Raw genomic sequence first — 12,355 nt, forward strand, 5'->3', positions numbered from 1 at the left:
GCTAACAGAATGGACCCCGCGGGCTGACCTACAGAGATCCCGGCTCGCCGTCGACGACGAACCGCGTCAGGGATCGCTCCAGCAGTTCCAAAAACTGCCGCAGGTCGTCGGCTGCCTTGTCGAGCTCCGGTTGGTCCAGTGATGCTGTCCGCGTCCGATGGACCGATCCATCAGGGCCCGCGGCGTAGGGCAGGCCGCCACCGTTCGAGCCGATGACGAGACCATGAACCTTCTGGTCCGCGCCGAGGTCGACAGCACCGTAGTCCTGGAGTCGCAGAAGGGCGTCACTTGCCGGGTCGAGGAAGTAGCCGTTGCCGATGTCCGCCCAGGTAACGTCCCCGACGCAGTCGTAGAAAGTGACCAGGTCAGCCGGGATGAGGATCGCTTGGGCGAGCGTGCGAGCCGCGGCTTGATCGTCACGGCTTGCCAGCCGGACCTCGTTGGTGCCAGGGGGAAGCCGTGCCGACGCTCGAACTCGCCTGTCATTGCCGTGAGTGTCCCGGAGACTCTGTCTGTCCACGCGGCCAGCCAGGCGGGTGAAAGTGAACGGTCGCTCATGAGGCGGGATCATGGCATGAACCAAGGACATCCATGAGTGACCGGCGGCCGCACCCCAACGTCAGCGCACTGCTCTGAGCTGTCGGTGGGTGATGAGGCAGCAGGCGAGCCTGAGGAACGCTTCATGAATGTCGGCCCTGCGTTCCCACCGGATCCGTAGGCGCCGGAAGCCGTGCAGCCACGCAAAACTCCTCTCCACGACCCAGCGATAGGTGCCCAACCCGGTGCCGTGCCGGGTGCCGCGGCGGGCGATAGCGGGCACGATGCCGCGAGCGCGGACCTGATCGCGGTAGACGTCATGGTCGTAGCCGCGGTCGGCGAACAGCGAGTCCGGCTTGCGACGGGGACGGCCGACCCTGCCGCGGACCGGTGGGATCGCGTCGAGCAAGGGCAGTAGTTGGGTGACATCGTTGCGGTTGTCGCCGGTCAGCAGGACCGCGAGCGGGGTGCCGTGCCCGTCAGTGATCAAGTGGTGCTTGGAGCCGGCCCGGCCCCGGTCGACCGGCGAGGGACCCGTCTGGCTCCCCCCCTTTTAGCGCCCGGACGTGGGAGGAGTCGACCACGCAGCGAGACCAGTCCAGCCGCGAGGCCGCGTTCAGCTCGGCCAGCAGGATCTCGTGCAGCCGTTGCCAGACGCCGGCCTGATTCCAGTCCCGCAAGCGGCGCCAGCACGTCATGCCTGAGCCGAAGCCGAGGTGTTGTGGCAAGTACTCCCACTGGATGCCGGTGTGCAGCACGTACAGGATCCCGCACAGCACCTCCCGGTCTGGCAGCGGCTTGCGGCCCGGGTACCGAAAGCGCCGCTCGCGCTGCGGCAGCAGCGGCTCCAGGCGGTCCCATAGCTCATCCGACACGATCCATGGCGATGTCCCCACACAGGACCGAACACTCAACTACCGCCCTGGACACGGCCTTCGCGGCCAATCCACCTCATTGTGCTAGCCGCTGTTATCGCGCGAAAGATGGTCGACTCACCAGTGCCGATCTTGCGTTCCTACCGGCTTCCCCCCTGGCGGCGAGCTTGCAGAGCCTGCCGGGTTCATAATGCGGCGCGCAATATAGACCACGATCGCCGGTTAGCCAAACCGGCGATCGTGGCGACCATTGGTAGCGGTCGTGCTCCCTGTGCCAGGCGGTGGGGAGAAGCAGGATCGATGGACTGCCCACTGGAAGAGGGGAGGAGAGTGGTTTGGCGTGGCCGAGTCACAACCTTCGCAAGCGCTGGTGTCGCTGCCGAGGAAATCCCAACTTTTAGTTACGGCAACATAGAGGCTCATGCGTGCATTGCATCACAAAGTCGAATTCTCAATGTGAACAGGGTATTTAAGGTGAGGAATGCTAAAAATCGTGAAGGAGAGTGCCTATGCAAAATGGGAACTCTATACCGGTTGACGCGGCCGGTAAGTGGCTATGTGAACACTTCAAAGATGACCCAGCGCCCCGGGTCGACATCAGCTTCAGGGACGAGGAACCGGACCCGGTGGCATACCGGCGCATCCTAGAGATCCTCTTCCGGCCTCGCACCGACACCCCCGCAGCATAAGATCTACGCCACATGGGTGACCCCGGCGGCACCGCAAATGCCCGGGGTCTGGCCAGTCGCGAAGGGACTGACATGGGTAAGACTCTCACGCGTGCAGTTGACACCGCACTGCGAACCACCGGTACGGCCACACTCCGGGCCGTGGACTACCTCCGAGTGTCCACCGAGGAACAGGCCGCCGGATACGGCATCGCCTACACCGGGAAAAAGACCGTCCGCTACATCCAGAAGAAGGGCTGGAAGCACGTCGGCACGTACGCCGACGAAGGCTTCAGCGGCAGCCTGGAGGCCGACGACAGGCCGGACCTGCGGCGCCTCATGAAGGACGCCCGCAAGACCCCTCGCCCCTTCGACATGGTCGTGGTCAACGAGGGCCGCGGCATCGGCCGCACCGGCCGCGCCTTCTGGAAATGGGTCTGGGACCTCGAAGACCTCGGCGTATACGTCGCCGTGGTCAAGAAGGACTACGACAACTCGACACCTGCCGGCCGCAGCCAAATGCGCAAGGACGCCGACTACGCCGAGGAAGAGCGCGAGCTGATCCGCGAACGCACCCAGGGCGGCATCCAGGAGAAGGCCGAGGACGGCCTGTACCCGGGCGGCATGGTCCCCTTCGGCTGGGACGTCGCCGAGCGCGGCAAGAAGGGCGCCTCACACTACGTCGTCCACAAGGAGGAGGCGTCGACCCTGCGCCGAGCGCGGGAAGTCTTCCTGGAGAAGCGCAGCTGGGAGGAGACGGCGCTGATCCTCAACAGCGAGAAGCGCCTGACCCGGTCCGGAAACGGCTGGACCGCCAAGAACATCCGCTGTCGCCTCCTGGGCGATGCGGCCCTGGAAAGCCGCGTCACGTGGCGAGGCCACGACGCTCAGCGAGACCAGGACGGCAACCCGATCTACGGGGAAACCGTCGTGATCAGCCTCCCGTCGATCTTCACGGACGAGGAGGTCCAGGAGCTGAAGTCCGCCATGGAAAGCCGCCGGCCGTCGACCAAATCCCGGTCCCGCATCTACCTCCTGACCGGCCTCATGACCAGCCCCTGCGGCAAGACCTACGAGGGCCACCAGCACCGGCCCACAGAGGTCATCTACCGATGCAAGGGCCGGCACGAGTCGTACGCCGGAGCGGGCGACCGCTGCACTTGCCCCTACCTCGAAGCCACCAGCATCGAGGAGCAGGTCTGGAAAGACGTTATGGCGACACTCGGCGACGCCGACCGCATGAAGGCCATGGCCCAAGACTGGCTGAACGCCACCAGCCACAAGCGCATGGACTACACCAAGCGCATCGCCGAACTGGACCAGCGGATCGCCGAAGCTGAAGACCTCATCGACATCACCGCAGCCACCGCCGCCAAGCGCGCCCTGCGCCGCGGCCTGAGCCGCGAGGAGGCCGAGGAGGCTGCGGAGCGGGCCGCCAAGCCCCACGAAGACGAACTCGCCGGGCTGGAGAAGCTACGCCGTGAGGCAGAAGCGTGGCAGAAGGAGGCTGCAGAGGCAGGCCGCTGGCTTCAGAACTTGGAGCGCCTGGCCGAGGTCGCCGGGCGGAACCTGCAGGACGTCGAGCCTGCCGAAAAGGCCGAGCTGCTGCGCATGATGAAGACACGAGCGGAAGTCCTCCGCTGCGCTCCGAGGCGCAAGGGCGTTGCCTGCGCGGTACAGGAGTGGTTTGTGGCCGCCAGCCGTTGCGTCCCCGTCCTCACGGACGATGCTTGGGAGCGGATCGCGCCGCTAATGGGCGGTCCGCGCTGCACCATCGACCGCCGGGTGATGGTCGAAGCACTCCTGGAGAAGGCAACTTCGGGCGCCCGCTACAAGGAGTTGGCGCCGAAGTACGGCGTGGACTGGAAGACGCTCCAGACGCAGGCGAACCGGTGGCTGAACCGGGGTGTCTGGGCCGAGGCAATGAAGGTGTTGGCCGACGCTGAGTGTGTCCCGGTGTGGCGGCCGGACCGGGTGGAAATCAAGGTGACTTTCGCACCGCTGGCCATTGAGTCCAGAGTGGGAGTCGAGGAATGGGACGGTTCGAGCCGGGGCCGCCCACGCAGAACTCCGTGCGCTCGCCGAAGCCCTGACCGACCATGTCCTGAGTGACCACCTGCATGTGCGCGCCGCAGTCCTTGATCAGTGCCGCCAGCTCCAGCAGCGCGAAGACGTCGAAGCGGTGGACCGCCGGTTCGGAGGCGGCCGGGTCCCGGTTGACGACCAGCAGCGACTCGGAGCTGTCCGGCAGCCCGAAGAACGCCTGCTTGCGGCGGAGTCTGCGCCGGGACAGGTAGGTGCGGGTGAACCAGCCCAGCGCGGCGCTGATGCCGGCCGCGACCACGCCCAGGACGATGTTGCGTACGTCGTCAGTCATGGGCGCGCATGCTAGCGGGCGTCGGCGTACCGGTGTTCGACGGGCCGCCGGGCCACCCGCTCAGGTGGCGGCCCCTGTGCTCCTGACGCGACCATGACGATCAACTAAGCTGCCCGAACGGCCTTTCCCTGGAGGTGCGGATGCGTCGCCCTGTCGCACGGAATCTGACGGTCCTGGCGGTCTCGGCCGCCGTGGTGTCGGTGGGGGCCGCGGCGCCGCCCACGCCCCACGGCAGCCCCGGCGCCCCGAAGGCCCCGGTCGCCGTCGGGTACGGGGGCGCGGTCTCCAGCGTCGACCCGGACGCCTCGGCCGCCGGCATCGAGGTGCTGCGCAAGGGCGGCAACGCCGTCGACGCCGCCGTGGCCACCGCGGCCGCGCTCGGTGTCACCGAGCCCTACTCCGCCGGGGTCGGCGGCGGCGGGTACTTCGTCTACTACGACGCCAAGTCCCGCACGGTGCGCACCATCGACGGCCGCGAGACCGCGCCGCTGACCGCCGACGAGAAGCTCTTCACGGAGAACGGCAAGCCGATCGCCTTCGCCGACGCCGTCAGCAGCGGCCTCGCCGTCGGCACCCCCGGCACGCCCGCCACCTGGCAGGCGGCCCTCGACAAGTGGGGCAGCCGCAAGCTCGCCTCCGTACTCAGGCCCGCCGAGCGCCTGGCCCGGCAGGGCTTCACCGTCGACGACACCTTCCGCTCCCAGACCGCCGCCAACGAGCAGCGGTTCCGCTACTTCCCGGACACCGCGGAGCTGTTCCTGCCCGGCGGGCAACTCCCCGTCGTCGGCTCCACGTTCAAGAACCCCGACCTGGCCCGCACCTACCAGGAGCTGGGCCGGGAGGGCGTCGACGCGCTCTACCGCGGCGAGTTGGGCGAGGACGTCGTCGACACCGTCAACGAGCCGCCCGTCGACCCGGACTCCGGCTGGAACGCCCGCCCCGGCGACCTGTCCGCCAAGGACCTCGCCGCCTACGAGGCCAAGTTCCAGTCGCCCACCCGGACTTCGTACCGCGGCCTGAACGTGTACTCCATCGCACCCTCCTCCTCCGGCGGCACCACCGTCGGCGAGGCGCTGAACATCCTGGAGCGCACCGACCTCTCCGAGGCGAGCAAGGTCCAGTACCTGCACCGCTTCATCGAGGCCAGCCGCATCTCCTTCGCCGACCGCGGGCGCTGGGTCGGCGACCCCGCCTTCGAGGACGTACCGACGAAGGAACTGCTCTCGCAGCGGTACGCCGACTCGCGCGAATGCCTGATCAAGGACGACGCGGCGCTCACCAGCCCCCTCGCGCCCGGCGACCCCCGGCACCCCGCCGCCTGCGCGGCCGGCGGCAAGGCGGCGCCGACCACGTACGAGGGCGAGAACACCACGCACCTGACCGTGGCCGACAAGTGGGGGAACGTCGTCGCCTACACGCTCACCATCGAGCAGACCGGCGGCAGCGGCATCACCGTGCCCGGCCGCGGCTTCCTGCTCAACAACGAGCTGACGGACTTCTCCTTCGCCCCGGCGAACCCGGCCGTCCACGACCCGAACCTGCCCGGGCCCGGCAAGCGCCCGCGGTCCTCGATCGCCCCGACCATCGTCCTGGACCGGCACCACGAGCCGGTCGTGGCGGTCGGGTCGCCCGGCGGGGCCACCATCATCACCACCGTGCTCCAGACGCTCACCGGCTTCATCGACCGCGGGCTGCCCCTGGTGGACGCGATCGCCGCCCCGCGCGCCAGCCAGCGCAACGCGGCCCAGACCGAACTCGAACCCGGCCTCTACGACAGCGGGTTGCGGGGGCGTCTCGAGGCGCTCGGGCACTCCTTCAAGGAGAACCCGGAGATCGGCGCCGCGACCGGCGTGCAGCGGCTGCCGGGCGGAAAGTGGCTGGCCGCCGCCGAGAAGGAGCGGCGCGGTGGCGGCTCGGCGATGGTGGTGTGGCCCACGCGGCAGCGGTAGCGCGGATCACAGGTCGGGGACGGGCCGCTGCGGCGTCCGGAACGCCAGCCGCCCGTCCTCGACGTCGACCGTCACCCGGCCGCCCTCCGCGACCCGGCCGTCGAGCAGCAGCCGGGACAGCTCGTTGTCGACCTCGCGCTGGATGGTGCGGCGCAGCGGACGGGCGCCGTACTCCGGCTGGTAGCCCCGCTCGGCGAGCCAGTCCACCGCCGCGTCGGTGAAGTCGACGGTGATGCCCTGCGCGCGGACCATGCGGCGGGTCTGCTCCAGGAGCAGGCTGGTGATCTGCCGCAACTGCTCCCCGCTGAGCTGCCGGAAGACCACGATCTCGTCGACGCGGTTCAGGAACTCGGGCCGGAAGTGCTCGCGCAGCGGGCGCATGACCTGCTCGCGCCGCGCCTCCTCGTCCGCCTCCGCGCCGCCGGCACCGAAGCCGATGCCGGCGCCGCGCCGGGTGATCACGTCGGAGCCCAGGTTGCTGGTCATCACGACGACCGCGTTGGTGAAGTCCACGGTCCTGCCCTGCGAGTCGGTCAGCCGGCCGTCGTCCAGGACCTGGAGCAGGATGTTGAAGACGTCGGGGTGCGCCTTCTCCACCTCGTCCAGCAGGAGCAGCGAGTACGGGTGCCGGCGCACCACCTCGGTGAGCTGACCGGCCTCCTCGTGCCCCACGTAGCCGGGCGGGGCGCCCACCAGGCGGCTGACCGTGTGGCGCTCCTGGTACTCGCTCATGTCGAGGCGGACCATCCGGTCCTCGCTGCCGAACAGCGCCTCGGCCAGCGCCCGGGCCAGCTCCGTCTTGCCGACACCGGTCGGGCCGAGGAAGAGAAAGCTGCCGATCGGCCGGTCGGGGCTGGAGAGCCCGGCGCGCGAGCGCAGCACGGCGTCGGAGACGACCCGCACCGCCTCCTCCTGGCCGACCACGCGTTCGTGCAGGTGGGACTCCAGGCCCAGCAGGCGGTCCTTCTCCTCCTGGGTGAGGCTGCTGACCGGGATGCCGGTCTGCCGGGACACCACCTCGGCGATGGACTCGGTGCCGACGACCAGGTTCAGCCCCTCGTCGGCCTTGCCGGCACCGTCGGCCTCGGTGATCCGCTGCTTCAGCTCGCCGATCCGGTCGCGCAACTGGGTGGCCTGCTCGTACTGCTCGTCCGCGACCGCCTGGTCCTTGTCCCGGAGCAGCTGGTCGACCTCGCGCTCCATGGCCCGCACGTCCGTGCCCTTGGTGCGTGCCCGGAGCCGGACGCGGGCGCCCGCCTGGTCGATCAGGTCGATCGCCTTGTCCGGCAGCCGGCGGTCGGTGAGGTAGCGGTCGGACATCTGCACGGCCGCCACCAGCGCCTCGTCGGTGTAGCGGACCTGGTGGTGGGCCTCGTAGCGGTCCCGCAGGCCGCGCAGGATCTCGATGGCGTCCGCGGGGGTGGGCTCGGGCACCAGGATCGGCTGGAAGCGGCGGGCCAGCGCCGCGTCCTTCTCGATCCTGCGGTACTCCTCCAGCGTGGTGGCGCCCACGACGTGCAGCTCACCCCGGGCCAGCGCCGGCTTGAGGATGTTCCCGGCGTCCATCGAACCGCCCTCGCCGCCCCCGCCGGCGCCGACCACGGTGTGCAGTTCGTCGATGAAGATGATCAGCTCGTCGGAGTGGGCGCGGATCTCGCCGACGATGTTGTTCATCCGCTCCTCGAAGTCGCCCCGGTAGCGGGTGCCCGCGACCACGCCGGTCAGGTCCAGGGCGACCACCCGGCGGCCGAGCAGTACGTCGGGGACGTCGGCGTCGGTGATGCGCTGCGCCAGCCCCTCCACGACGGCGGTCTTGCCGACGCCCGCGTCACCGATCAGCACCGGGTTGTTCTTGCCGCGGCGGGAGAGCACCTCGACGGTCTGCTCGATCTCGTCCTCGCGCCCGATCACCGGGTCGATCCGGCCCTGCTGGGCCAGGTCGGTGAGGTCGCGGCCGTACTTGTCCAGCGTTGGCGTGTTCGTGGCCCGCGCGCCCTCGGGGCGGGCCTTGCCGGCGTCCGGCGCCTCCGTGGGCAGGCCGGAGGGCGCGAACCGGGCCGCGTTCAGGATGTGCCCGGCGGCCGAGTCCGGGTTGGCGGCCAGGGCGCTGAGCACGTGCTCCGGGCCGATGTACCCGGTGCCGGTCGTCCGGGCCAGTTCGTGCGCGTCCAGCAGCGCCCGCTTGACGGCCGGGGTCAGCGAGAGCGACGTCGGCGGCGGGGCCTCGCCCGGCGCGTGCTGCGCCGGGCCGGTCCGCTCGTCGATCTGCGACGCCAGCGAGTCGGGGTCGGCCCCGGCGCGGCTCAGCAGACCCCGGGTCGGTTCGGTGGCGAGCGCGGCCCGCAGCAGGTGCTCCGTGTCCAGGTCCCGGCTGCCGTGCTCGGCCGCGTACTGGGCGGCGCCGCGCACCAGTTCCCGGGCCGGCTGGCTGAGCAGCCTGCCGATGTCGATCTGCCTGGGCTTCGGCCCGCCGAAGAAGCGTGCCAGGAATTCCGCGAACGGGTCGCCCTCCGGGCCCATGAAGCCGCTGGTCATCGTTTCCGGTCCTCCGCTGCTTCGCTGATCGGCGTACCGGGGCCGGGTAACCCGGTCGGTGTGCGCTCATGCCCCAACATGACACGTTCTGTGCCGGTGGGCATGTCCGCGGAGGCGGGCGGACCCCGGGCCGGGGCCTACCGGATCTGAAGGGCGTCCCGTGCGGTCAGGACGCGCGGGCCGCTGTCCGTGATCGCCACGGTGTGCTCCACGTGTGCCGCGCGTGAGCCGTCGTTGGTGCGCAGGGTCCAGCCGTCGGCGGCCGCGTGGTAGTCGTCCCGGCCGCCGGCGATCAGCATCGGCTCGATGGCGATGACCATGCCGTGGCGCAGCGGGAGTCCGCGTCCCGGCCGGCCCTCGTTGGGCACGCCCGGATCCTCGTGCATCTGCCGGCCGATGCCGTGACCGCCGAAGTCGTCCATGATGCCGTAGCCGCCGGCCCGGCACACCGTGCCGATCGCGTGCGAGATGTCGCCGATGCGATTGCCCACGACGGCCGCCGCGATGCCCGCCGCGAGGGCCCGTTCCGCGGTCTCGACCAGGGTGACGTCCGCCGGGCGCGGGGCGCCCACGATGAAGCTGATCGCCGAGTCGCCGGCCCAGCCGTCGAGCGTGGCCCCGCAGTCGAGTGAGACGAGGTCGCCGTCGCGCAGCCGGTAGCCGTCCGGGATGCCGTGCACGATCGCGTCGTTGACCGACGCGCAGAGGACGGCCGGGAAGGGGGTCGGCGCGAAGGAGGGCCGGTAGCCGAGGAACGGCGAGCCCGCCCCCGCCTCCTTCAGTACGCCGTGCGCCACCTCGTCCAGTTCCAGCAGGGAGACGCCTACGGCGGCCGCGTTCCGGGCGGCGGTCAGGGCGCGGGCGACGACCTGGCCGGCCGTGTGCATCGCGTCGATCGATGTGTCTGTCTTGAGCTCCACCATGCCAATTACTATACCGGTATTTGAATTGGGTCCGGTACGGGAAGCCGGTATTACAATGACGGTATGGTGCGCACCCCCCTGACCCCCGAAGAGCACGAGCGCGGCGAGCGGCTCGGCCGGCTGCTGCGGGAGGCGCGCGGCGAGCGGAGCATGACGGAGGTCGCCGCCGAGGCCGGCATCTCCGCCGAGACGCTGCGCAAGATCGAGACCGGCCGCGCGCCCACCCCGGCGTTCTTCACGGTGGCCGCACTGGCCCGCGCGCTCGGGCTGTCCATGGACGAGCTGGCCGGGCTGTGCGCCCTCGCCGGGGTGTGAGGGTGCGGTGACGCCCCTTCCCGAAAACTCCCTGTAGCGGCGCCGTAACACGGCTGGTGTTCCCTACGTGACCGGACGGACCGGAGTCCTCAGGTCGGGCGGGAGTCGAACCATGGCCGTGGAACAACTGCCGGGTCGGGTCGGGGACTTCACCCGCTACCTGACCGCACTGCTGACGCGTCTGGACCAGGGCGCCGGCTGGTGCGGGGTGTTCTGGCAGCGTGACCCCGAGGGCATGCGGGCCTGCCTCGACGGGCGTGAGATCCCGCCCTGGGACGTGGTGGAGGCGCTGCTCCAGGACCTCGCCGGCCGGTACGGTGCCGCTGCCGCGGAAGCCGAGACAAAACCCGCCCGCGCCCTGCACGCCGCCGCGCTCGCCGCGTACGACTCCCTGCCCGGCGCGCGCGACGCCCTGCGGGACCGGCTCGACGTCATGCTCCGCGAGCAGCGGTACGCCGCGGAACGCGAGACCCGGCTGACCCGGACGCTGTCCCACCCCGGCACGACCCCGGGGACGGCCGCCTCCCTCCGGCTCGACCTCGCCTGGGCCCACGACGACCACACCCGGGCAACGGCCCGTTGCACCGAACTCCGATCCCGGCTGACGGCACTGGATGCCGTCCGGCGGGGGAGCGGGGGCATCCGGGAGGACGGTGCCCCACCGACCCCGGCGACCGGCCCCACGCGGCCCGGTCCACCGGGAGCCGAGGCCTCCGCCCACACGGCAGGGCCCGAGACCCCGGCCTCCGCCTTGGACACGTCCGCGCCCGGGGGTGTGTCCGGTGGGCCCGGGGGCGTCGGTCCCGCGCACCGCCTCGCGCCCGCTGCGGAGCCCGGGGAATCCGCCTCCGCATCCGGCACGTCCGCTCCCGGAAGTGTGTCCGGGAGGCCGGGGGAGGACGCTGTCGCGCGCCGCCCTGCGGCGATCGACGACTCGGGTTTCGGCGTGCCCGCGCCCGGGGGTGGTGTCTCCGGGGGGCCGGGCGTCGGCCCCGCTCCCGCCGCGCCGCCGGAGGCCCCGGCCTCCGCTTTCGGCGTGCCCGCGCCCGGGGGCGTGTCGCGGATGCCGGTGGACGGTACTCCCCTGTACCGCGCCCCAGGGTCCGAGGACTCCGCCTCCGCCTTCGGCGCCCCCGCGCAGCGCTCCGCGCCCACCGAGCCGCGCGAGGGTCCCGCCTTCGCCTTCGACGCGTCCGCGCCCGATCGCGTGCCCCGGGGGCCCGGGGGCGTTTCCCGGACGTCGACGGACGGTGCTCCCGGGTATGGCTCCGCGCCACCGGAGGACTTCGGACGCCGTCCCGCCGCGCCCGCCACCCCGCCCCAGAACCCGGCCCCCACCCCCGCCGCATCCCCGCCTCCCACCCCCAAACAGCGCAAACGCCGCCGTGGAGGTGCCCGTTTCGCCGGGGGCGTTGACGCGGACGTGAGCCCCGTCGTGCCCGGGCAGGGGCCGGTTCCGGTCGTGCCGGGGCGGCGTACGCCACGCGGAGCGCGATTCGCGGGCGCCGCAGAGGTTGGGGAGCAGCCGGTGTCGCGGGCCGAGGTGCCGGGGGAGGGGGACCGGGTCGCCGTCGATGCGGTCGTCGAGGGGGTGGCGCGGCTGCGGGCCGGAGGGATGAGCGGGGAGGCGCACGCGCTGCTGGCCGAGGCGGCCCTCGGGCCCGCCACCCGCTTCCCGCTGCTCGCCGCCCGGCTCGAACGGGCCGGGCTCGGCGCCGACTGGACCACCCTGCTGTGGGAGACCGCCTCGCTGCCCGCCGGCCCCCTGGTCGCCGCGGCCGACGCGCTGGCCCTCGCCGGGCGCGCGGCCGACGCCGAGCAGGTGCTGCGGCAGGGCGTCGTACGGCCCGCCGCCGAGATCGGCGAGGCCGTCGCCGGCCTGGTCGCCGAGGGCCGGCATCGAGAGGCCCGCGCGCTCCTCGACGCCTGCGTCCGCTCCCGCACCCCCGAGGACGCCGCCCGCAGCGCCGCAGCGGCCCCCGAGACGCTCGTGCCGCTGCTGCTGGAGGCGGCGCACGACGTCTCCCGGGAACGCCACTGGGACCTCGTGCACGCCCTGCGCGTCGCCGGGTTCACCGCGTGAAATCCGCCCCCGTGACCCCACCACCCCCACCACTCACCCACAGGAGTGCGAAAAGCGATCGACACCGCGCCTTGGTGACGATGGTCTTGGCAA

At 71.3% G+C, this 12,355-nt stretch carries 8 protein-coding genes and 1 pseudogene; 4 read left to right on the top strand and 5 right to left on the bottom strand.

The window, feature by feature from the left end:
- Nucleotides 1–28: 28 nt before the first annotated feature.
- Nucleotides 29–520 (bottom strand): SMI1/KNR4 family protein, encoded by a 492-nt coding sequence (locus tag OIE75_RS33895; RefSeq protein ID WP_329473221.1) that lies wholly within the window; start codon nt 518–520, stop codon nt 29–31.
- Between the two features lie 99 nt (nt 521–619).
- Nucleotides 620–1,433 (bottom strand): IS5 family transposase gene (locus OIE75_RS33900; protein WP_329473222.1). Its coding sequence is split into 2 segments (ribosomal slippage): nt 620–1,078 and nt 1,080–1,433, totalling 813 coding nucleotides; the frame shifts between segments, so codons are not numbered across the junction.
- Nucleotides 1,434–2,173: 740 nt separating this feature from the next.
- Between OIE75_RS33900 and OIE75_RS33905 the strand changes: the two genes are divergently transcribed.
- Nucleotides 2,174–4,192 (top strand): recombinase family protein, encoded by a 2,019-nt coding sequence (locus OIE75_RS33905; RefSeq protein WP_329474116.1) that lies wholly within the window; start codon nt 2,174–2,176, stop codon nt 4,190–4,192.
- On the opposite strand, the pseudogene OIE75_RS33910 reads toward OIE75_RS33905, so the two are convergent.
- Nucleotides 4,119–4,457: pseudogene (locus OIE75_RS33910) on the bottom strand (hypothetical protein); the annotation flags it as partial. The gene OIE75_RS33905 and the pseudogene OIE75_RS33910 overlap by 74 nt on opposite strands.
- A 140-nt stretch (nt 4,458–4,597) precedes the next feature.
- Here OIE75_RS33910 and ggt point away from each other — a divergent pair.
- Nucleotides 4,598–6,406 carry a gamma-glutamyltransferase gene (gene ggt / locus OIE75_RS33915; protein ID WP_329473223.1) on the top strand — a complete coding sequence of 603 codons (1,809 nt, stop codon included), beginning with the start codon at nt 4,598–4,600 and terminating at the stop codon, nt 6,404–6,406.
- Nucleotides 6,407–6,412: 6 nt separating this feature from the next.
- Here the strand turns inward: ggt and OIE75_RS33920 are convergent, their stop codons facing one another.
- Together OIE75_RS33920 and map are read right to left on the bottom strand one after the other, a co-directional pair.
- Nucleotides 6,413–8,941 (bottom strand): ATP-dependent Clp protease ATP-binding subunit, encoded by a 2,529-nt coding sequence (locus OIE75_RS33920; protein WP_307015979.1) that lies wholly within the window; start codon nt 8,939–8,941, stop codon nt 6,413–6,415.
- A gap of 137 nt (nt 8,942–9,078) precedes the next feature.
- Entirely contained in the window at nt 9,079–9,864 is a 786-nt protein-coding gene (gene map / locus OIE75_RS33925; protein WP_329473224.1) for a type I methionyl aminopeptidase, read from the bottom strand.
- Nucleotides 9,865–9,927: 63 nt separating this feature from the next.
- Here map and OIE75_RS33930 point away from each other — a divergent pair, with 63 nt between their 5' ends.
- Together OIE75_RS33930 and OIE75_RS33935 are read left to right on the top strand one after the other, a co-directional pair.
- A complete protein-coding gene (locus OIE75_RS33930; RefSeq protein WP_329473225.1) occupies nt 9,928–10,179 on the top strand; it encodes a helix-turn-helix domain-containing protein in 252 nt (83 codons plus the stop codon).
- 112 nt (nt 10,180–10,291) lie between these two features.
- On the top strand, nt 10,292–12,262 hold the full coding sequence (locus OIE75_RS33935) for a hypothetical protein (protein WP_329473226.1): 1,971 nt from the start codon (nt 10,292–10,294) through the stop codon (nt 12,260–12,262).
- Nucleotides 12,263–12,355: the final 93 nt, after the last annotated feature.

This window comes from Streptomyces sp. NBC_01723 (genome assembly GCF_036246005.1).
Classification (GTDB): domain Bacteria; phylum Actinomycetota; class Actinomycetes; order Streptomycetales; family Streptomycetaceae; genus Streptomyces.